Origin of the sequence: Microterricola viridarii, assembly GCF_900104895.1 — a bacterium.
GTDB lineage: Bacteria > Actinomycetota > Actinomycetes > Actinomycetales > Microbacteriaceae > Microterricola > Microterricola viridarii.
In genome coordinates this window covers 1,995,199-2,016,221 of the sequence record NZ_LT629742.1, presented here as the reverse complement: position 1 = coordinate 2,016,221, position 21,023 = coordinate 1,995,199, and the positions used below count along the sequence as shown (strand labels likewise).

The 21,023-nt window shown below is 70.4% G+C and carries 18 protein-coding genes and 5 tRNA genes; 8 read left to right on the top strand and 15 right to left on the bottom strand.

The window, feature by feature from the left end:
* Positions 1-57: 57 nt before the first annotated feature.
* The 12 genes from BLT62_RS09200 to zapE form a co-directional block, all read right to left on the bottom strand.
* A tRNA-Gly gene (locus BLT62_RS09200) sits at positions 58-129 on the bottom strand.
* 70 nt (positions 130-199) lie between these two features.
* Positions 200-274, bottom strand: a tRNA-Val gene (locus BLT62_RS09195).
* Positions 275-309: 35 nt separating this feature from the next.
* Positions 310-380 (bottom strand) — tRNA-Cys (locus tag BLT62_RS09190).
* A 52-nt stretch (positions 381-432) separates the two neighbouring features.
* Positions 433-504: transfer RNA gene (locus BLT62_RS09185), tRNA-Gly, on the bottom strand.
* Between the two features lie 85 nt (positions 505-589).
* Positions 590-883 (bottom strand): hypothetical protein, encoded by a 294-nt coding sequence (locus BLT62_RS09180; RefSeq protein WP_083363783.1) that lies wholly within the window; start codon positions 881-883, stop codon positions 590-592.
* 139 nt (positions 884-1,022) lie between these two features.
* Positions 1,023-1,095, bottom strand: a tRNA-Val gene (locus BLT62_RS09175).
* Between the two features lie 216 nt (positions 1,096-1,311).
* Complete coding sequence (locus BLT62_RS09170) at positions 1,312-2,778, bottom strand: HNH endonuclease signature motif containing protein (protein ID WP_083363782.1); 1,467 nt, start codon at positions 2,776-2,778, stop codon at positions 1,312-1,314.
* A 934-nt stretch (positions 2,779-3,712) separates the two neighbouring features.
* Positions 3,713-4,357, bottom strand: coding sequence for an SOS response-associated peptidase (locus BLT62_RS09165; RefSeq protein ID WP_083363781.1), 645 nt, complete (start codon positions 4,355-4,357; stop codon positions 3,713-3,715).
* Between the two features lie 43 nt (positions 4,358-4,400).
* The gene (locus BLT62_RS09160) at positions 4,401-4,898 is read right to left on the bottom strand and encodes a type II toxin-antitoxin system PemK/MazF family toxin (protein ID WP_083363780.1); all 498 of its coding nucleotides are present in this window, start codon (positions 4,896-4,898) and stop codon (positions 4,401-4,403) included.
* A gap of 5 nt (positions 4,899-4,903) precedes the next feature.
* Positions 4,904-5,971: an ammonium transporter gene (locus BLT62_RS09155; RefSeq protein ID WP_083363779.1), complete on the bottom strand. Its 1,068-nt coding sequence runs from the start codon at positions 5,969-5,971 to the stop codon at positions 4,904-4,906.
* An 81-nt stretch (positions 5,972-6,052) separates the two neighbouring features.
* On the bottom strand, positions 6,053-7,273 hold the full coding sequence (locus BLT62_RS09150) for an ammonium transporter (protein ID WP_083363778.1): 1,221 nt from the start codon (positions 7,271-7,273) through the stop codon (positions 6,053-6,055).
* A 127-nt stretch (positions 7,274-7,400) separates the two neighbouring features.
* Positions 7,401-8,441, bottom strand: coding sequence for a cell division protein ZapE (zapE, locus tag BLT62_RS09145; RefSeq protein ID WP_083363777.1), 1,041 nt, complete (start codon positions 8,439-8,441; stop codon positions 7,401-7,403).
* A 138-nt stretch (positions 8,442-8,579) separates the two neighbouring features.
* Here zapE and BLT62_RS09140 point away from each other — a divergent pair, with 138 nt between their 5' ends.
* Both BLT62_RS09140 and BLT62_RS09135 read left to right on the top strand, forming a co-directional pair.
* On the top strand, positions 8,580-9,497 hold the full coding sequence (locus tag BLT62_RS09140) for a sulfurtransferase (protein WP_083363776.1): 918 nt from the start codon (positions 8,580-8,582) through the stop codon (positions 9,495-9,497).
* A 4-nt stretch (positions 9,498-9,501) separates the two neighbouring features.
* Positions 9,502-9,951: a SufE family protein gene (locus BLT62_RS09135; RefSeq protein WP_083363775.1), complete on the top strand. Its 450-nt coding sequence runs from the start codon at positions 9,502-9,504 to the stop codon at positions 9,949-9,951.
* A gap of 12 nt (positions 9,952-9,963) precedes the next feature.
* On the opposite strand, the gene BLT62_RS09130 is transcribed toward BLT62_RS09135, so the two are convergent.
* Positions 9,964-11,157, bottom strand: a complete 1,194-nt coding sequence (locus BLT62_RS09130) for an alpha/beta hydrolase family protein (RefSeq protein ID WP_083363774.1) — start codon at positions 11,155-11,157, stop codon at positions 9,964-9,966.
* Between the two features lie 73 nt (positions 11,158-11,230).
* Here BLT62_RS09130 and BLT62_RS09125 point away from each other — a divergent pair, with 73 nt between their 5' ends.
* The 4 genes from BLT62_RS09125 (at position 11,231) to BLT62_RS09110 (ending at position 16,467) form a co-directional block, all read left to right on the top strand.
* Positions 11,231-11,827 (top strand): DUF3000 domain-containing protein, encoded by a 597-nt coding sequence (locus tag BLT62_RS09125; RefSeq protein ID WP_083363773.1) that lies wholly within the window; start codon positions 11,231-11,233, stop codon positions 11,825-11,827.
* Positions 11,820-13,022, top strand: coding sequence for an HRDC domain-containing protein (locus tag BLT62_RS09120; protein ID WP_083363772.1), 1,203 nt, complete (start codon positions 11,820-11,822; stop codon positions 13,020-13,022). The genes BLT62_RS09125 and BLT62_RS09120 overlap by 8 nt, the downstream gene beginning before the upstream one ends.
* A gap of 78 nt (positions 13,023-13,100) precedes the next feature.
* Entirely contained in the window at positions 13,101-14,315 is a 1,215-nt protein-coding gene (locus BLT62_RS09115; RefSeq protein ID WP_083363771.1) for a thiolase family protein, read from the top strand.
* A 13-nt stretch (positions 14,316-14,328) separates the two neighbouring features.
* Positions 14,329-16,467 carry a 3-hydroxyacyl-CoA dehydrogenase NAD-binding domain-containing protein gene (locus tag BLT62_RS09110; protein WP_083363770.1) on the top strand — a complete coding sequence of 713 codons (2,139 nt, stop codon included), beginning with the start codon at positions 14,329-14,331 and terminating at the stop codon, positions 16,465-16,467.
* Positions 16,468-16,541: 74 nt separating this feature from the next.
* Here the strand turns inward: BLT62_RS09110 and BLT62_RS09105 are convergent, their stop codons facing one another.
* A complete protein-coding gene (locus BLT62_RS09105; RefSeq protein WP_083363769.1) occupies positions 16,542-17,516 on the bottom strand; it encodes an aldo/keto reductase in 975 nt (324 codons plus the stop codon).
* Positions 17,517-17,733: 217 nt separating this feature from the next.
* On the opposite strand from BLT62_RS09105, the gene BLT62_RS09100 reads away from it, so the two are divergent.
* Positions 17,734-18,399, top strand: coding sequence for an NUDIX hydrolase (locus BLT62_RS09100; RefSeq protein ID WP_083363768.1), 666 nt, complete (start codon positions 17,734-17,736; stop codon positions 18,397-18,399).
* 42 nt (positions 18,400-18,441) lie between these two features.
* The gene (locus BLT62_RS09095) at positions 18,442-18,972 is read left to right on the top strand and encodes a dihydrofolate reductase family protein (protein WP_083363767.1); all 531 of its coding nucleotides are present in this window, start codon (positions 18,442-18,444) and stop codon (positions 18,970-18,972) included.
* Positions 18,973-18,975: 3 nt separating this feature from the next.
* On the opposite strand, the gene dxs is transcribed toward BLT62_RS09095, so the two are convergent.
* On the bottom strand, positions 18,976-20,892 hold the full coding sequence (gene dxs, locus BLT62_RS09090; RefSeq protein ID WP_083363766.1) for a 1-deoxy-D-xylulose-5-phosphate synthase: 1,917 nt from the start codon (positions 20,890-20,892) through the stop codon (positions 18,976-18,978).
* Positions 20,893-21,023: the final 131 nt, after the last annotated feature.

Here is a 21,023-nt window from a genome sequence, read left to right as displayed (position 1 = left end):
GCGCCCGTGAGCCACAAAAAACCCACCAGATCTCCTGGTGGGCTCTTCATGTTTCTGAGCGGATGACGAGATTCGAACTCGCGACCCTCACCTTGGCAAGGTGATGCGCTACCACTGCGCCACATCCGCATTGTGTTGCTGCCCAGGATCTTACACCTGTGCTTCAAGCAAAAACCCCCGGCGGTCCGGGGGCTTCACTTGGTGGGCGATACTGGGATCGAACCAGTGACCTCTTCCGTGTCAGGGAAGCGCGCTACCGCTGCGCCAATCGCCCATTTCTGGGGTGTTGCTTGGGGGTGGAGTGCTACGAGGTGGCGACGGGATTCGAACCCGTGTGGACGGCTTTGCAGGCCGCTGCCTCGCCTCTCGGCCACGCCACCATTGTGGGTTCCCCACCTGTGTTACCGAAACTGGCTTGCTCGGCTTCACTCGAGCGGATGACGAGATTCGAACTCGCGACCCTCACCTTGGCAAGGTGATGCGCTACCACTGCGCCACATCCGCATTTCTTTTTCACCGCATTTCTGCGACGTCAGAAACTCTAACCGATGGATCTCTCGATCACCAAACCGGCGAAACCCGGGCGTGTTCAATCATCGCCGTCGTGGTGCCGCGCGGGGCTTGAGAACCCGCCAATCTCGTGCAGCTGGCCCTCCCCGGGGAAGAAGCCGTTGAAGCCGGCGTGCGGGTCCCGCTCCACCCGCTCGGCCAGTTCGCGCTCCTCCGCGTCTTCCTCGGCCTCCTCCTCTGCGGCAGCCTCGGCTTCTGCCCGCACAGCGGCTGCTGCGGCGGCGTCGGCTTCACCGGCTGCTGCGGCCGCTGCGTTCTCTGCCGCCGCGTCGTTGACTTCGGATTCCGGGGCGCGGTTCGTGTCCTCATCCATGTGGGCAAGATACTCCGCCGCCTGCCGGCACGCTAGGTCCGCTCGGCGCGCTGGGTCCGCTCGGCGCGCCCCGCAGCGTTACGCGACGTTCCGCGCCGGGGCAACAAAAAAGCCCCCGGCCGAGGCCGGGGGCTGTGTGTGGGCGATACCGGACTCGAACCGATGACCTCTTCCGTGTGAAGGAAGCGCGCTACCAACTGCGCCAATCGCCCATTTCTGGAACTGTTTTTCGCTCTCACCAACGTGCCGTGATCGCGATTACCGATACTAGCCGACGCCGGTGCCTCAATGCACATCGAGCGTGCGCCCCGGCGTTTCGGGGTGCGGCAGAGAGGGCTCCGGCCCGTCCACACGCTGGTTTCGCGCTGGCCGGAGGGAGCGTGCGACCGAAGCCGCTGTCGGCACCACAGGCCCGGCGGTACGAGGTTCTAGAACGGCGGCGCCACTTCGCGGGTTGAACCGGTCATGGCCCGCCTCCCCGCTGGTTCTCCCCCGCCGTTGGAGCCTATCGAAACCTGCGACACGGATGGCTCCGGTGGGCCGGTCGGCGGTCGCGGTGGTGCATGTTGCATCCGGGACGGGGTCGTCGTGTACTCGCGGCCGCGCGGGGAGGTCCAGCTGAGGTTTCCGCCGCCGGTCTGCTGAACCCGCCAGCGGGAGTTGTGCTTGAGCCGGTGGTGCTTCTTGCAGAGCACCGCCAGGTTCTCCTCGGTGGTCTGCCCGCCGTCCTCCCATGCCCGGGTGTGGTCGGTCTCGGAGCGCTCCGCCTTGCGGGTGCAGCCCGGGAAACGGCAGGTCTCGTCCCGGTAGAGGATCCAGCGCCGGAGCGACGCGCTCAGCCGGTACTGGGTCGGGTCCAGCTGCAGCGGGGTGCCGTCGAGCGGGTCGGTGAGGATGCGGTGCAGTGTGGGGGCCTGCGCGACGAGCCGGCGGGCGGTGTCGGCGTCGATCGGGCCGTAGCCGTGGAGCTCGGCCGGCTCCTCCGAGGTGCCGATGAGGGTGTCGATGCCGATGGTGAGTTTCGGGACGGCGACGAAGACCTCCGGGCGGGCGAATGCCAGCGTCGGGATGTGGGTCTGGCCGTCCTCCGTGTTTTGGGCGGGGAGGCCGAGCAGCAGTTCGGCGGCGATGTCGGCCTCGAGCTGAGCGTGGGTGCCCGCGCTCAGGATGTCGTCGGTCAGTTCGCCTGCGGCCTCGTCTGCTGCCACCACGTCTGTCCCCAGCTCGCCGGCCTCGGCCGCCTCCTTCTGCGCCTCCGTGGCGAGGTCGCCCACCCGGGTGCTGATGGCGAGGGCCTTCTCCGCCTCCAGATACAGGTGCAGCCAGGCCATCCCGTCGGCGTCCGGTTCGAACACCAGACGGCGGTCCGCCCGGGACCGGGCCGCGCGGTCGGCGAGGGCGTCGGGGTGCAGCCGGTCGCGGAGGCGGGCCACCGCCCGGTGGAACGCGGACACGTTCATGGTGCGGGCCTTGCCGAGCGCCTCCCGCTCGAAGCGGGCGTGCAGGGTGGGAGGCAGGACGACGGCGCCGGCGAGGATCTCCCGCGCGTGCCGCACGGTGATGCTCCCGGCAGAGAGCTCGGCCAGCGTGTTGGCGAAGGGGCCGCAGAGCTGCCCGGCCTCATAGATCAGGCCGACCATGGTCCGCTCGTGCACGCGCAGGATCAGGGCGAGCTCGGCGGTGATGCTGCGCCTCGCGAACTGCTCGTCCAGGGACGGCCGGCCGCCGAGCGGGTCGGCGATCGCCACCGCCCGGCGCACGGCGGAATCGATCCGCCGGTAGCGTTCCGCCTGCAGAACACACTCCGCGGAAGCACCCAAGGACAGCTCGGCCAGGTCCGCATCCAGCAGCGGGTCGAACCCGGTTGCGGGGGCCTGCGGCGGCTGCGTTTCCATGACTGAAGCGTCTCACCGACCACTGACACTCCGAGGCGAAAACAGGCCCGAATCGGGGCCAATGTGGACAACTTCCGCCGTCGTTACCTGATCGTGACCTTTCGGGCAGGCCCTCGCGGGCGAGTGTTGCGGGTTGGCTCCGGGGCTTCGCTCGTTCCTCACTCAGCCGACGTGGGGAGAGACGCTCAGCCCACCTGGGGAGAGACGTTCAGCCGATGCGGGGAGGGAGTTTTGGCCGACGCGGGGAAGATCGTTCAGCCGCCGTGAGGAGGGGCTTTCAGCCGACGTGGGGCGGGGCGGAGGAGGGCGAGGGCAGGCTGGCGAGATTGGGTCGCCGGGTCTCGATACGGCGCTGGCGCGCCTACTCGACCAACGGAAAGGTGCGAGACGTGTCCCGCACGTCGGCTGGAGGGGGCCGCGCCGCGAGGAACGAGCAGCGCAGCACCCGAAGCCCTGGAGCTGGCGGGGAACAGGCGCCTGCGGCATCCGACGGGAACCTCACCCGGGCTTCGTGCGGCGTTGACGCGCACACGAGCAGCCGTGGCGGGTTGGCTCCGGGGCTTCGCTCGTTCCTCGCTCAGCCGACGCGGGGAGGGACGTGGAGAGGAGGCCGGGCAGCCCTCCGCATGCCACGGACGGCTCCCCCGCACGTCGGCTGGAGGGGGCCGCGCCGCGAGGAACGAGCAGCGCAGCCCCCGAAGCCCGGGAGCCGGCGGGGAACAGTCGCCTGCGGCATCCGACGGGAACGCCACCCGGGGTTCGTGCGGCGCTGGTGCGCACACGAGCAGCCGTGTCAGGTTGGCTCCGGGGCTTCGCTCGTTCCTCGCTCAGCCGACGTGGGGAGAGACGCTCAGCCGACGTGGGGCGAGGCGGAGGAGGCGAGGGCAGGCTGGCGAGGTCGGGTCCCCCGGGCCCCGATACGGCGCGACGCGGCTCAGGCGGCGTGCGGGACGACGGCGTCGGCGAGCTCGTTCGAGGCCGCGACCGTGGCGCCGACGAGCGTGGCGTCTGCGGTGACGTCGGGGGCGAGCCAGTCCGCGTACATCGCGGGCGGCACGATCAGCGGCATCCGGTCGTGAATCTCCTCGACGTGGCTGGCGGCCGGCCTGGTGACGATCGCGTAGGACACCACCCAGCCGTCATCCGTGCCCGCCGCGTCGGAGCGATCGACGTTGTAGATCGCGGCCAGGCTGAACAGCTCTCCCCCGAGGTCGAAGCGGCGCCCCTTCTCGAAGTAGTGAGTGACGGGCACGAGCGCCCGGCGCGCCCGCGCGGGCCCCAGCCAGGCACCCTTCAATAGGTTCTCGCTGCGGGCGTTGATGGTCGAGAACTTCGGCCGCTGGCCGCCCACCCAGAGCTGCCACCAGGCCAAGTCCACCCGGCGCACCGCCTCACCGTCGAGCAGGCGCTCGCGCACCAACGGGTTGAGGTTCAGCGCGCGCGGGCCCGTCGGCTTGACCACGGTGCCGGCGTTCTGCGCCAACCAGTCGACGACGGCGTCGTTGCGGCCGCGCTCGTCGAAGGCGAAGTGCTCGTCCAGCTCTTCCGGGGTCGTTTCCAGTCCGTAGCTCGCACACATGCGCTCAGGCTAACCCCACCGACCGACGGAGCACAGCCCCGGGTTACCTCCAGCCGTGTCGGGCGCGCAGGGCGGACGCCACCGCGTCGAAGCGACGCCGGTCAAGCGAGGCCCCCTCCCGGCGCATCCCGGACGGGAAGACCCGGAACACCCGGTCGATCTTCACCCAGCTCGCCCGGCCGCTGGAATCCCACGGGCCGGAGCCGATCGCCAGCTGGTCCGGGTCGCCGTCGTGGCCCTTGCTGGTGAGCTGCACGGCCAGCAGGGCCCCGCCCCGGCCGCTCGCCACGATGAGCACGGGGCGGTCTTTGCCGCGGCCGTCGTGCTCCTGGTAGGGCACCCACGTCCAGACGATCTCGCCCGGATCCGGGTTGCCGTCGGTGCTCGGGCTGTAGCTCATCCGCACCCGGCCGACGGTGCGCGGGTCGACCTCGCTCGTCGCCTCCCTCCCGTACCGCCCCGGCGATGCCTCCCCGTCGGTGCGCGGGCTGGCCCGGAGCGCGCCGCGCAGCGCCGACCAGAGCCTCGTGAACGCGGCCATGGCGCCTACTTGGCCAGCTCGGGACGCTCGCGCAGCCAGACCAGCTGCGCACTGACCCGGCGGATGACGAAGGCGAGCGTCGCGGCGAAGGCGAACGCGAACCCGGTCACGACGGCGATGGAGAACAACTGCGTGCCCAGTTGCATCCAGCTGCCGGTCAACAGCCCGCCGACCCCGTCCCCGAGGATCCCGATGAAGACGAGCCCGAGCGCGGCCGCGGCGAACTGGGTGAGCAGCAGCCCGAACACCGAGCCGCGCGGGCCGGCGATGGCCGACGCAACGGCGCCGGCCGCCAGGCCGAGCACCCCGGCCCAGAACGGGCTGAGCACGTCGGCCGCCGCCGAGATGGCGACGAGCCCGGCGAACACCCCGCGCACCGCCCCGTCAAGGCTGAAGCGGCGGTGCCGGATGCGTTCGACCACGGCCCAGGCCAGCGCCGCGCAGAGCGGCGCGACGACGGTGTTTGCCGCGGCGCCGAGCGCCGTGGCATCCGGCACCGCCTCGGAGCCCACCGTCACCGCGAAGAAGCCGATCCACAGGGCGGCGATCGTGAGCACGGCCCGCCGCGGCGCGGCCACGGCCACGATCGGCCCCCGGTTCCTGGCCACGAGCAGCCAGCCCAGGCCGGCCGCCGAGGTGCCGAGGAACAGCAGGGCGGCGCCGCCGAAGTCGAGCAGTCCGAGGCCGACGACCAGCCAGCCGTCGACGAGGTTGAGGGTCCACCCGGCCACGGGGAACGCCACGATCAGGGTCCAGCCGGCCACGAAGACGAGCCAGCCGATGAGCGGCACCCTGCCGCCGGCTGCTGCGGTCTCGCGGGGCATCACGGCACCGAGCTGCACCGCCGTCAACGCGACCGTCATACCGTAGAAGATGCTCAGCCCGGGCGAGGCGTCGGCCCCGAGCACGCTCTGGGCGCCGGCCAGCGCCCAGAGCGCCAGCACGAGGGCGGCAGCGGCGGCGACCCAGGGTAGCTGTTGCATGCGGAGCCCGCCGAGCAGCGCGAGGCCGGCGGCGAGCACCGGCAGCAACGCCGCGAAGGCCAGAACGAAGCCGGGATCGTCGTAGTTCACTGCGGTCCTCTCCGGGCGCCGGGCGCACGAGAAGGCCCCTGCAGAACACCCTAGCGGGCGCGCTGCAGGGGCCGACGTCGTCTAGAGCTCGCTCAGCGCGTAGCCCTCCTCGCCGTGCACGACGGTGTCGATGCCAGCCACCTCGTCGGCGTTCTTGACGCGGAAGCCGATGGTCTTCTCGATGGCGAAGCCGAGGCCGAAGGCCACCGCGAAGGAGTAGAGCAACACCGCGGCGGCCGCGATCACCTGGACCGCGAGCTGGCCGAGGTCGCCGCCGGTGAACAGGCCGGTGTCGATCGCGAAGAAGCCGAGGTAGACGGTGCCGATGATGCCGCCGACCAGGTGGATGCCGACAACGTCGAGCGAGTCGTCGAAGCCGAGCTTGAACTTGAGCTCCACCGCGAGGGCGCAGACGGCGCCGGCGAGCACGCCGAGCAGCAGCGCCCAGCCGGGCTCGAGGTTGGCGCAGGCCGGGGTGATGGCGACGAGGCCGGCGACCGCACCGGATGCCGCGCCCACTGCCGTGGCCTTGCCGTCCTTGACCTTCTCCACGACCATCCAGCCGAGGATGGCGGCGGCGGTGGCGCCCAGCGTGTTGACGACGATGAGGCCGACGTTGGCGAGGCCGTTCAGCCACTCGGCTCCGGCGTTGAAGCCGAACCAGCCGAACCAGAGGATCGCGGCGCCGAGCAGCACCAGCGGCACGTTGTGCGGCTTCGTGATGCCCTTCTGGAAGCCGACGCGCTTGCCGAGAACGAGTGCCAGGGCGAGCGCCGCCGCTCCGGCGTTGATGTGAACCGCCGTGCCGCCGGCGTAGTCGATGACGCCGGGCAGGCCGAGCGTGTTGCCGAGCTCCATGATCCAGCCGCCGCCCCACACCCAGGCCGCGACCGGGAAGTAGACCAGGGTTGCCCAGATGCCGGCGAAGATCATCCAGGCGCCGAACTTGGCCCGATCGGCGATCGCCCCGGAGATCAGCGCGACGGTGATGATCGCGAAGGTCGCCCCGAACGTGGCGCCGAGCAGGTCGGTGTTCGAGGTCTCGCCGGTCGCGAGCGAGCCGAGGCCGAAGTCGGCGAACGGGTTGCCGGCGAAGTCGGTCGGAGCGTCGACCGCGCTCATGCTGAACCCGTACAGGATCCACAGCACGCTGATCAGCCCGAGTGCCCCGAAGCTCATCATCATCATGCTGACGACGCTCTTGGCCTTGACCAATCCCCCGTAGAAGAATGCGACGCCCGGCGTCATCAACAGCACGAGTGCCGTTGCCGTGATCGCCCAAGCAATGCTGCCTGTGTCCATGATTGCACCTCTCGAAGTTTCCATTGGGGACGTGCCCACAGTGGCCCTCGGAGGTTTCGGCGAGAGTGCCGCTCGTGTTTCAGTGGCGTTACGAATGCCGGCCGCGCGTAACGGGCGTGTTTCGCGCTCAGTCGTGCGGGGGCAGCTCCCCCGTGGTCAGCGCGATCAGGCGGGACATGGCGCGCTGGTACTTCTTGCGGTAGCCGCCGCCCATCATGTCGTCGTCGAAGACCTCGCTGAGCGGGGTGCCGCTGGCGATGATGGGGATTTCGGCGTCGTAGACGCGGTCGATGAAGGCGACGAGGCGCAGCGCGTCGGTCTGGTTGTGCAGCACGTGCGCGCCCGTGAGGGAGATCACGTCGATGCCGCGGATCATCTTGATGTACTTGGACGGGTGCACCGTCGCCAGGTGCGCCATCAGCTCGTCGAAGCTGTCGGAGCTGACCGCGCTGCCGCGCTCGGCCATCGTTCCGACCATGTGTGCCAGCGCGGCATCCTCCACTGTCGTGGCCCGCCCCTCGACGTTGCGGCGGCGGTAGTCGAGGCCGTCGATGCGCACGGTCATGAAGTTGGAGGAGAGCGCCTGAATCTCGCGGAGGAAGTCGGAGGCGGCGAAGCGGCCCTCGCCGAGCGAGTTCGGCGGGGTGTTGGATGTCGCGGCCACGCGGGTGCCCGTGGCCATCAGCTCGCCGAGCAGGCGGGTCATCAGCATCGTGTCGCCCGGGTCGTCCAGCTCGAACTCGTCGATGCAGATCAGCTGGGTGCCGCGCAGCAGCGCCACGGTCTCGGCGTAGCCGAGCGCCCCGACGAGCGCCGTGTACTCGATGAAGGTGCCGAAGTACTTGGGGCCGGGCGCCGCGTGCCAGAGCGAGGCGAGCAGGTGCGTCTTGCCGACGCCGAAGCCGCCGTCGAGGTAGATGCCGGGCAGCGCAGCCTTGGGCTTGCGGTTGCGCGAGAAGAAGCCGCCGGGGCGCTGGGCGCGCCAGACCCCCTCGAACTCCTTGAGGTGCTCGATCGCCCCCGCCTGGGAGGGGTAGTCGGCGTCGGGACGGTAGGACTCGAACGAGGCGTGCGCGAACTGGGGCGGCGGCACGAGACCACCGGCGATCTCGCTGCCGGTGATGCTCGGCGAACGATCGATCAGACGAAGTGCGGTGGAGCTCTGCATGCGCGCGCGTGCCGTTTCTGCTGTGGAGACGCGCACGCTCAGTCGAGGACGCGTAGATTTGGGGGTGTGGACAGGCATCCAGCCTAATCTGCTCCCCCACATTCTTTCGCCCGCCAGGGCGCCAGCCAGGAGGCCACCATGCCCGTCGACAACGACACCGCTTCGAAGTTCGCCGAGTACGCGCACCCCGAACGGCTGGTCTCCACCGAGTGGCTGGCCGCCCACCTCGGCGAGCCCGGTCTGGTCGTCGTGGAGAGCGACGAGGACATCCTGCTCTACGAGATGGGGCACATCCCCACCGCGGTGAAGATCGACTGGCACACCGACCTGAACGACCACGTGTTGCGCGACTTCGTGCAGGGCGAGGAGTTCGCCCGCCTGCTCGGCGAGAAGGGCATCAGCCGCGACAGCACGGTCGTGCTCTACGGCGACAAGAACAACTGGTGGGCGGCGTACGCCCTGTGGATCTTCTCGCTCTTCGGCCACGAGGACGTGCGGCTGCTCGACGGCGGCCGCGACCTGTGGATCGCGGAGGGGCGCGAGCTCACCACGGAGGCCCCGGCCCCGGCATCCGTCGAGTACCCCGTCATCGAGCGGGACGACGTGACCCTGCGCGCCTTCAAGGAGGACGTGCTCGCGCACTTCGGCAACCCGCTGATCGATGTGCGCTCCGCCGAGGAGTACACCGGTGAGCGCACCGAGATCCCCGGCTACCCCTCGGAGGGCGCACTGCGCGCCGGCCACATCCCGAGCGCGGCCAGCGTGCCCTGGGCACGGGCGGCCGCCCCGGACGCCACGTTCAGGAGCCGCGCGGAGCTCGAGGCGATCTACCAGGGCGAGGCGGGTCTCGCCGAGGGCGACGACGTCATCACCTACTGCCGCATCGGGGAGCGCTCCAGCCACACCTGGTTCGTGCTCACGCACCTGCTCGGCTTCGAGGGCGTGCGCAACTACGACGGCTCCTGGACGGAGTGGGGCAGCGCCGTGCGCGCACCGATCGCCCAGGGCGCCGAGCCCGGCAGCGCGCCCGCTCCGCACACACGCGTGGCAAAATAGTCGGGTGACCACGACTGCAGAGCTCCCGGAACAACTGGCCGAGATTCGCGACGACTTCCTCGCCCTCGAGCAGCGCGACAGGCTGCAGCTTCTGCTCGAGTTCTCGAACGAGCTGCCCGAGCTGCCCGAGCGCTACCAGGACCACCCTGACCTGTTCGAGCGCGTCGAGGAGTGCCAGTCCCCCGTCTTCCTCTTCGTCGAGGTCGACGACGCCGGTGCCGTGCAGCTGTACGCGACGGCCCCGGCCGAGTCGCCGACGACGCGCGGCTTCGCGTCGATCCTGGCGCAGGGCCTGTCCGGCCTGAGCGCCGAGCAGGTGCTCGCCGTGCCCGACGACTTCCCGCAGACGCTCGGCCTGACCCAGGCCGTCTCGCCGCTGCGGATCCGCGGGATGACGGGCATGCTCGGCCGCACCAAGCGCCAGATCCGCGCCCGCCTCGCCCTCGCGGGCTAGAGCGCTCGCGGGCTAGAGCGCGGCCAGCCAGGAGCGGATCGCCCCGTTCCACCGCTCCGGGTCGTAGTTCCAGAGCTTGGTGTGCCGGGCGCGCGCGAACTCCTCGAAGGTGACGATGTCCGGACGGGCCGCCGCCAGCTCGCGGGAACCCGCGATCGGGACGAAGCCGTCGTCCACGCTGTGCATGAGCAGGATCGGCAGCGTGAGCTCCGCCGACCGGACCGCCATGTCGAGGCGCTCGAAGTCGATCGGCTGCTCGAGGCCGGTGACGGCGCGCCCCCACGGGGAGGAGATGGTCTGGATCGCGGCGCTGTTGACGGCGCGCGGCAGCCCGTAGCCGGCCCCCTGGAAGTGAAGAATGTCGTGCCAGTCGACGGCCGGCGACTCCAGCACGATCCCGCGCAGCAGATCGCGCTCCTCGGCCCTGAGCGCCGTCTGCATGGCGATCGCGCCGCCCATCGACCAGCCCATCAGCACGATGTCGCGTGCGCCGTGCTCGCGCGCGAAGCGCAGGGCGGCGGCGACATCCTGCCATTCCGTGTCGCCGAGGCCGTAGCGACCGTCCCGGCTCTCCGGCGCCTCTCCGTCGTTGCGGTAGGAGACGATGAGGCTGTGCATGCCCGCCTCGTGGAAGACGGGGATGGCGCGCAGGCACTCCTGCCTGCGCACCGCGCGGCCGTGCACCTGCACCACCCATCGGGTGCTCGGCTCGGCCGCCGGAACCCACCAGGCGGGGGCCGGGCCGACCGGCGTCGGCACGGTGACGTTCTCGTATGGCAGCTCGAACTCCCACGGCCCGAGGTAGAACCAGCCGCTCCACCGCCCCTCCGAGGCCAGCGCCAGCTGGCCGAAGTCGACCCCGAGCAGCCGCCGGGTCACGGTGGACTCGGAGCGCCGCAGCACCTCGCCGACGCGGGCGTGGCCCTGGTCGGCGCTGAACCAGAGGCCGTACCGGCCGTCGACGACCGTGTCGTTGTCCGCGGCGAGGACGATGGTGGCATCTGCCAGGTTGGCGTCGAGGATGCGCAGCTCGTCCTTCCTGCCGCGCGGCGGCGTGACCACGGTGCGGGCGAAGACGGCGACCACGGCGGCCAGCGCGGCGCCGACGGCGAGCACGGTGGCGCCCAGTGCGATTCCACCACCGATCAGCCAGCGGCGGAGGGCACGCCCACCCCGCACATTCCCCCCGGTTCCGTGTGCATCCATGCGAATTCCCCGTCAGCCACATCGTGCGGCGTGCCTCACCGACAGCGCCCTGAAAAAACTCTAGTCTGCACTCGTGCCCGAATCACCGTCTGAGCCCCACCTCCCGCCGGAGTTCCAAGCGGCAATCGACGCGGCACGTCGGGCCGCGACCCGCCCGGAGTTGATCGTCACCGAGATCCCGGCGCCAGGCAGCCTGGCGCCGCACGCGCTTGCCCTGGCTGCGGATGTCTCGCCCTCCCGGCACGGCAGCGACTCCGACTTCGGAACGGGCCGATTCATCCTGCTCTACGACCCGTCGGAGCCGGAGGAATGGGGTGGGCGGTTCCGTGTCGTCTGCTTCGCCCAGGCGCCTTTGGAGACCGAGATTGGCCTCGACCCCTTCCTCGCCGACGTAGCATGGTCATGGCTTGTCGACGCGCTCGACGCCCGTGGGGCGGAATACTCCGCGGCATCCGGCACGGCAACCAAAATTCTCTCCACCGGTTTCGGGGAGCTCTCTGCACAAGGCGATGGCGCCCAGATCGAACTGCGCGCGTCCTGGACGCCACGCGATCACAACGTTGCTCCTCACGTCGAAGGCTGGGGTGAACTCCTGTGCATGCTCGCCGGGCTGCCCCCGACAATGGAAGGCGTGAGCATGCTGACACCGAAACGACACAACCGTGGCTGAACCGCAGCGCCACGTCATCGACACGCGGGCCGAGTACCTCGAGGCCGTCGAGCTGATTGCGGCCGGCACCGGCCCGATCGCCATCGACGCCGAGCGCGCCAGCGGCTTCCGCTATTCGCAGCGCGCCTACCTGATCCAGGTGTTCCGCCGCGGCGCCGGCGTGTTCCTGTTCGACCCGCCGGCCATCGGCGGATTCGAGGAGCTGCAGGCCGTCATCGCCGACGTCGAATGGGTGCTGCACGCCGCCAGCCAGGACATCGCCTGCCTGCGCGAGGTCGGCCTCGACCCGGCGACGATCTTCGACACCGAGCTCTGCGCCCGCCTGCTGGGCTTCGCCCGGGTCGGCCTCGGCACCGTGATCGAGCAGCAGCTCGGCATCCACCTGGCCAAGGAACACTCGGCCGCCGACTGGTCCACCCGCCCGCTGCCCGCCTCCTGGCTGGAGTACGCCGCCCTCGACGTGGAGCTGCTCGTCGACCTGCGCGACTCGCTGGAGAAGCTGCTCGAGGAGTCCGGCAAGGAGGAGATCGCCCGGCAGGAGTTCGCGGCCGTCCTGACCAAGGAGGCCAAGCCGGCCGCCGCCGAGCCGTGGCGCCGTCTCTCCGGGATCCACGGCGTGCGCGACCGCCGCAGCCTCGCCGTCGCCCGGGAGCTCTGGCTCGCCCGCGACGCCTACGCCCAGGAGATCGACACGGCTCCCGGCCGGCTCGTCCCCGACTCCTCGCTGCTCGCCGTCGTCAAGGCGATGCCGCGCAGCCGCAAGGCCCTCTCCGACATCCGCGAGTTCACCGGGCGGGCCAGCCGCAGCGAGATCGCCCGCTGGTGGGAGGCCGTCGAGCGCGGGCTGAACGCGACCGAGCTGCCCGCGGTGCGCGCCAGCAACGACACCCTGCCGCCTCCTCGCGCCTGGTCGGAGCGCAACCCGGAGGCGGACCTGCGCCTGAAGGCGGCCCGCGGCGCCCTGGCCGAGGTGTCGGAGGAGCTGAACATCCCGCTGGAGAACCTGCTCACCCCCGAGTACCTGCGGCGGCTGGCCTGGACTCCCCCGGAATCCGTCGACCCCGACTCGCTCGCCGCTGCGCTGCGCGACCTCGGCGCGCGCCCGTGGCAGATTGACGCTTGTGCACAGAGAATCAGTGACGCCTTTGTAGAAGCCCACCAATCATTGCTCGAATCGTCCGAAGCCCCCTCGTAGGAACCGGCAAACGATTCCGGGGCCGCCCCGGGCACTCCCTAGGATCAACTCAGAGTCGATCTGAACGATGGAGGCAAAGTGGCCGAGAGAACTGATGTCGTGTTCGTGGATGGGGTTCGCACCCCGTTCGGGCGAGCAGGCGAAAAGGGAATGTACTGGAACACCCGGGCCGACGACCTCGTGGTCAAGGCGATCATCGGGCTGCTCGAGCGCAACCCCGGCGTTCCGAAGGACCGCATTGACGAGGTGGCCATCGCCGCCACGACGCAGCAGGGCGACCAGGGCCTGACCCTCGGCCGCACGGCCGCGCTGCTGGCCGGCCTGCCGAAGTCGGTGCCCGGTTTCGCGATCGACCGCATGTGCGCCGGCGCGATGACCTCGGTGACGACGCTCGGTTCCGGCATCGGCTTCGGTGCGTACGACCTCGTCATCGCGGGCGGCGTCGAGCACATGGGCCGCCACCCGATGGGCATGAACGCCGACCCCAACCCCCGCTTCCTCGCGGAGCGGCTGGTGAGCGCCGACGCGCTCAACATGGGCAACACGGCCGAGCGCATCCACGACCGCTTCCCCCAGCTCACCAAGGAGCGCGCAGACCGCTTCGGCATGCGCAGCCAGCAGAAGGTCGCCGCCGCCTACGCCGCCGGCGACATCCAGCCCGACCTCGTTCCGGTCGCCCTGCGCACGGATGCCGGCTGGGGCCTCGCCACGCAGGACGAGGGCATGCGCCCCGAGACCACCATGGAGGGCCTGGCCACGCTGAAGACGCCGTTCCGCCCGCACGGCCGGGTCACGGCGGGCAACGCCTCCCCCCTGACCGACGGCGCGACCGCCAGCCTGCTGGCCAGCGCCGAGACCGCGGCCGAGCTCGGCCTCCGCGCCAAGATGCGCATGGTGAGCTTCGCCTTCGCCGGCGTCGAGCCGGAGATCATGGGCCTCGGCCCCGTCCCCTCCACCGAGAAGGCGCTCCGCAAGGCCGGCCTCAGCATCACCGACATCGGCCTGTTCGAGCTGAACGAGGCGTTCGCTGTGCAGGTGCTCTCCTTCCTGGACCACTTCGGCATCGACGACGAGGATCCGCGGGTCAACCCCTGGGGCGGCGCGATCGCCATCGGCCACCCGCTGGCCGCGAGCGGCGTGCGGCTGATGATCCAGCTTGCCCGTCAGTTCGAGCAGCACCCGGAGGTGCGCTTCGGCCTCACCGCGATGTGCGTCGGCCTCGGCCAGGGCGGCACCGTCATCTGGGAGAACCCGCACTACACCGGCCCCACCCACACCAACGCAGCGAACTAAGGCGGGAGCACACATGACTGACTACTCGAAGATCGATTTCTCGCTGATCGCCTCCCTCGACCCGGACGAGGTCGTCTCGCACTCCTACGTGCGCGATGTGCCGCTGCCGAGCGGCAAGGTGCTCGCCCTCGTCACCCTCGACAACGGCCGCGACCACACCCGGCCGAACACCATGGGCCCGAAGACCATGCTCGAGCTCGGCCGCACCTACGACGCGCTCACCGAGCGCGCCGCGCGCGGCGAGATCCACGCCGTCGCCACCACCGGCAAGCCCTTCATCCTGGCGGCCGGCGCCGACCTCTCCAAGATCAACGAGATCCCGAGTCGCGCCGTCGGGCTGCAGATGGCCCAGCTCGGCCACTACGTGCTCGGCAAGCAGGCCACGTTCGGCGTCCCGTCCTTCGTGTTCATCAACGGCCTCGCCCTGGGCGGCGGAACCGAGCTGCCGCTGAACGCCGACTACCGCACGATCGACAGCTCGGTTCCCGCCATCGCGCTGCCCGAGGTGTTCCTCGGCCTGATCCCCGGCTGGGGCGGCACCTACCTGCTGCCGAACCTGATCGGCATCGAGAACGCCCTCAAGGTCGTCATCGAGAACCCGCTCAAGCAGAACCGCATGCTCAAGGGCCCGCAGGCATTCGAGCTCGGCATGGCCGACGCGATGTTCGCCCCGGCGAACTTCCTCGAGGACTCGCTGCGCTGGGCCGACGGGGTGCTCTCCGGCACGGTCACCGTCGAGCGCAAGAACGCGCCGGGCAAGATCGAGCGCCTGGTCAAGTGGGATGCCGCCATCGGCATCGCCCGCAAGATGCTCGAGAGCAAGATCGGCACCGTCCCGCAGTCGCCCTACGCCGCCCTCGACCTGCTGAAGGCCGCCAAGAACGGCACCAAGGAGGAGTGCTTCGCGCTCGAGGACGAGGCCCTGGCCGATCGCATCATCAGCGACCAGCTGCAGGCCAGCATCTACGCGTTCAACCTCGTGCAGAAGCGGGCCAAGCGCCCGGCCGGCGCCCCGGACAGGGCGCTCGCCCAGAAGGTGACGAAGGTCGGTGTCATCGGCGCCGGCCTCATGGCCAGCCAGTTCGCGCTGCTCTTCGTGCGCCGCCTGCAGGTGCCCGTGGTCATCACCGACCTCGACCAGGGCCGCGTCGACAAGGGCCTCGCCTACATCGCCGAGGAGATCGGCGCGCTGGAGGCCAAGGGCCGCATCTCCCCGGACGAGGCCAACCGGCTGCGCGCCCTTGTCTCCGGCACCACCGACAAGGCCGACTTCAGCGACTGCGACTGGGTCATCGAGGCCGTCTTCGAGGACCTCGCCGTCAAGCAGCAGGTGTTCGCCGAGGTCGAGAAGCACGTCTCGCCCACCACGATCCTCGCCACGAACACCTCCTCCCTCTCGGTCGAGCGGATCGGCGAGAAGCTCGAGCACCCGGAGCGCGTCGTCGGCTTCCACTTCTTCAACCCGGTGGCCGTGATGCCGCTGCTGGAGATCGTGAAGGCCCCGGCCACGAACGACGCCACGCTGGCGACGGCGTTCGCGACCGCGGCCAAGCTGCGCAAGAGCGCCGTGCTCACGGCCGACGCCCCCGGCTTCGTCGTGAACCGCCTGTTGGCCAAGGTGATGGGCGAGGCGGCGCGCGCCGTCGACGAGGGCACCCCGGTGCCGGTCGTCGAGCGGGCGCTGGCCCCGATCGGCCTGCCGATGGGCCCATTCGAGCTGATCGACCTGGTCGGCTGGGCGGTCGCCGCCCACGTGCAGGACACCATGGTGGACAAGTTCCCGGAGCGCTTCTACGCCTCGGAGAACATGCACAAACTCTCCCAGCTGTCCCAGGTGGTGGAGAAGAACAAGGCCGGCAAGGTCACCGACTTCACCAAGGAGGCGAAGAAGCTGATGAGCGTGGGCTCGACGCCCGTCGACGAGGCGACGATCCTGCGCCGCGTCGAGGACGAGCTCGCCGGCGAGATCAAGCTGATGCTGGACGAGAAGGTGGTGGCCGCGGCCGAGGACATCGACCTCTGCCTGATCCTCGGTGCCGGTTGGCCGTTCCAGGCCGGCGGGGCGACGCCATACCTGGACCGCGTCGGCGCCAGCCGGCGCGTGTTCGGCGCCACGTTCCACGACCCCGAGATTCGGGGCGTCGGCAACTAACCGCCACGCAGAGGGGCCCGATCACGGTGTGGTCGGGCCCCTCTGCGTGTTCAGCCGTTCAGCCGTTCAGCCTCTCAACCGTTCAGCGGCGACATGTCGGCGTAGCGGTTGCCCTTCGGCGCCTCGATCGCGGTCAGCGCCCCGAGCTGCTCCGGGCTCAGCACGAGGGCATCGGCCGCGACGTTCTCCTCCAGCCGTGAGACGCGCTTCGTGCCGGGAATGGGCGCGATGTCATCGCCCTGGGCCAACAGCCAGGCCAGGGCCACCTGCGCCGGCGTCGCACCGATCTCGTCGGCGACGGCATCCACCTCTTCGAGGATGCGCAGGTTGGCCGCCAGGTTGTCGCCGATGAAGCGCGGGCTGTGCCTCCGGAAGTCGTCCTCGTCGAACTGGTCGATCGAGCGGATCGCACCCGTCAGGAAGCCGCGCCCGAGCGGCGAGTAGGGCACGAGCCCGATGGTCAGCTCGCGCAGCACCGGCAGGACGGCGTGCTCGGGGTCGCGCGTCCACAGCGAGTACTCCATCTGCACCGCCGTCACCGGGTGCACGGCGTGCGCCCGCCTGATCGTCTCCGGCGACGCCTCCGAGAGGCCGTAGTGGTGGATCTTGCCGGCGGTGATGAGCTCCGACAGCGCCCCGACGGTCTCCTCGATGGGCACGGCCGGGTCGATGCGGTGCTGGTAGTAGAGGTCGATCCGATCGGTGCCGAGGCGCCGGAGCGACCCCTCGACGGAGGCGCGCACATTCGCGGGGCTGCCGTCGTAACCGCGGCTGCCGTCCGGCCTGCGCACCAGCCCGAACTTGGTGGCGAGCACGACCTCGTCGCGGCGGACGGCCAGCGCCCGGCCGAGGAGCTCCTCGTTGAGGTGCGGCCCGTACATCTCCGCCGTGTCGAACAGCGTCACGCCGAGGTCGATTGCGCGGTGGATGGTGCGGATCGACTCCGCCTCGTCGGAGCCGGCACCGGAGTAGAACGCCGACATCCCCATGCAGCCCAGGCCGATCCGGCCGACCTCGAGCCCGGCGCTTCCCAACGTGATGTGCTTCATGGCTGGACTCCCCGTCCTGTTCGCGAACCGCGCCAGGGTGATCCCGCATGCACCCTCGCACACCGCTACCTAAACCCGCGGCGGCGGCGCCGGTCAAGGGCAGGGCAGCAACACCCAGCAACCTCGCGAGTACGCCCGCGTCCGGAGGGCGCCCGGCGTCGGCGCGCCTGCCGCCACTCTCGCGCACGCCGCGACGGTTCCTGCCTAGGCTGGGGGCATGCACCCTTCCCCCGACGGCCCCCTCGCGGATCTCGAGGCGCTGGCCGCGCGCAGCCTGGACTGGAGCTCCACCCGGATTCGCAGCCTGCCGGATGCCGGCCACGCTCGGCACGCCGCCGTGCTGGTGCTCTTCGGGGTGCTCGACGACGTGCCGGCGGCAACGGGCGGCCGGGTGCCGCAGGATCTCGACGTGTTGCTCGTGCGGCGCGCCTCGACACTCGGCAGCCACCCCGGGCAGATCGCCTTCCCTGGCGGCCGGCTGGACGAGACCGACGCCGATGCGACGGCGGCCGCACTGCGTGAGGCCGTCGAGGAGACGGGTGTGGACCCGGGAGGGGTGCGCACCCTGGGCACCCTGCCGGAGATCCCGCTGGCGGTGAGCAACCACCTCGTCACCCCGGTGCTCGCCTGGTGGACCCGGCCCTCCGAGGTCGTCGCGATCGACCATGCCGAGACGGTGGAGGTGTTCCGCGTTCCCGTCGCCGAGCTGGTGCACCCGGCGAACAGGGCAGTGACCGTGCACGGGGAGTATCGGATGCCGGCATTCACCGTCGGCGGACGCCTGGTCTGGGGCTTCACCGCGCTCGTGCTGGCGCGCCTGTTCGACGAGCTGGGCTGGGCCGAGCCCTGGGACCAAGACCGGGTCGTGCAGCCAGACAGCTGATGCCCCCTCGCCGATGTCGGAGGCCCCTTCTAGGCTGGGTGCATGACTACTCAGTACTACGTCGCCTGCAGCCTGGACGGGTTCATCGCTGACCGCGACAATTCGATCGACTGGCTGCTGCAGTTCGGCTTCGAGGAGTTCGGCGCCCACTACGAGCGCTTCCTGGCGGGCATCGGGGCGGTCGTGATGGGTGCGGACACGTACCAGTTCCTGCTCGACGACGCCTCAGGCTGGGGCTACACGATGCCAGCCTGGGTGCTCACGCACCGCGAGATGCCCGGGATCGACGGGGCCGACATCCGCTTCGCCCAGGGCCCCATCGCCGAGGTGCACGCTGCGGCGGTTGCGGCGGCGGGCGACAAGCAGGTCTGGGTGATCGGCGGCGGCAACGTCGCGGCCCAGTTCGCCGATGCCGGCCTGCTCGACGAGCTGCTGGTCACGATCATGCCCATCGCGCTCGGCGCGGGCCGGCCGCTGCTGCCGTTGGCCAGCACCACGGCGCTCACCGCAACGGGCACGACGCCGTTCCCCGGCGGCGCGATCGAGCTGCGCTACCGGGTCGGACGGGGCTAGGGCCTAGCCCTCTGACTTCTTCGGCGGGCCGACATGCGGCACCTTGCTGCCGGCGAACATCGCGGCGATGTCGCCGGCGATCTGCGGTGCCGTCAGCCCGATGTCGAACATGATCTGGCCGCGGGTGGCGTGGTCGATGAACTCGTCGGGCAGGCCGAGCTCCGTCACGGCGGTCTCGACGCCGGCGCCGCGCAGGTCCTGCCGGATGCGGGTGCCGATGCCGCCCACCTTGATGCCGTCCTCGATGCTCACCACGAGTCGGTGCCCGCGGGAGAGCTCGATCACGCTCCGCGGCACGGGGACGACCCAGCGCGGGTCGATGACGGTCGCGCCGATGCCCTGCTCGGCGAGCAGATCGGCGACCTCGAGTGCCACGCTGGCCATCGGGCCGACGGCGACGAGGAGCACATCGCTGGTGGCCGACTCGCGCAGCACGTCCACGCCGTCCTCTGTGCGCCGCTCGGCCTCGAACTCGACGCCGACGCTGCCCTTCGGGAAGCGCAGCACGGTCGGGCCGTCGTCGACGGCCACGGCCTCGGCGAGCTCCTCGCGCAGGCGGGTCGCGTCGCGCGGGGCGGCCAGGCGGATGCCGGGGACGACCTGCAGGATGGCGAGGTCCCACATGCCGTGGTGGCTGGGGCCGTCCGGCCCGGTGACACCGGCCCGGTCCAGCACGAAGGTGACGCCGGCCTTGTGCAGCGCGACATCCATCAGCACCTGGTCGAATGCCCGGTTGATGAAGGTGGCGTAGACGGCGACGACGGGGTGCATGCCGCCGAACGCCAGGCCGGCGGCGGAGGTCGCGGCGTGCTGCTCGGCGATGCCGACATCCAGCACCCGCTCGGGGAAGCGCTCGGCCATGCGGTGCAGGCCGGTCGGGCGCAGCATGGCGGCGGTGATGCCGACGAGCCGCTCGTTGACGGCGGCGAGCCGCACCATCTCGTCGGCGAAGACCGAGGTCCAGGAGGCCACGGAGGAGGAGTCCAGCGACTCCCCCGTCTCCGGGTCGATCTGGCCGACCGCGTGGAACTGGTCGGCGGCGTCCTGGCGGGCGGGCTCGTAGCCGCGGCCCTTGTCGGTGATCGTGTGCACGATCACCGGTGCGCCGTAGCCCTTGGCCTGGCGCAGCGCCTCCTCCATCGCCACCAGGTCGTGGCCGTGCACCGGCCCGATGTACTTGATGTCGAGGTTGGAGTAGAGCGCCTCGTTGTTGGAGAAGCGGCTGAGGAAGCCGTGCAGGCCGCCGCGCACGCCGCGGTAGACGGCGCGGCCGGGGCCGCCCATCTTGTCGAAGGCCTTGCGGCTGGACATGTACAGCTCGCGGTAGCTCTTGCGGGTGCGCACGGTGTTGAGGAAGCGGGCCATGCCGCCGATGGTCGGGGCGTAGGAGCGGCCGTTGTCATTGACGATGATGATCAGGCGACGGGCGTTGTCGTCTGTGATGTTGTTGAGGGCTTCCCAGGTCATGCCGCCGGTGAGCGCGCCGTCGCCGACGACGGCGATGACGTGCCGGTCGTTCTGCCCGGTCATGCTGAACGCGCGCGAGATGCCGTCGGCCCAGCTCAGCGAGCTGGAGGCGTGCGAGCTCTCGACGATGTCGTGCTCGGACTCCGAGCGCTGCGGGTAGCCGGCCAGGCCGCCGCGCTGGCGCAGCGTGCTGAAGTCCTGCCTGCCGGTGAGCAGCTTGTGCACGTAGGACTGGTGGCCGGTGTCGAAGACCATGGCGTCGCGCGGGGAGTCGAAGACGCGGTGCATCGCGATCGTCATCTCGACGACGCCCAGGTTGGGTCCCAGGTGCCCGCCCGTCTTGGCGACGTTCTGCACCAAGAACTCCCGCACCTCTGCGGCGAGTTGCACGAGCTGGTCTTTCGAGAGTGCGTCGAGGTCTCGCGGACCCTTGATCGTCTCGAGAAGGCTCACGCCCTACCGCCTTTCAGAAGCGACCGCCTCACATCGGCGGTACCCATCGAGTTTACGCGTATCGCGCTGTGACCCCCGCATTCGGCGCCGAGTCCTCCGCTGCCGCCCACTGTTTGCACAGACGCCCTCTG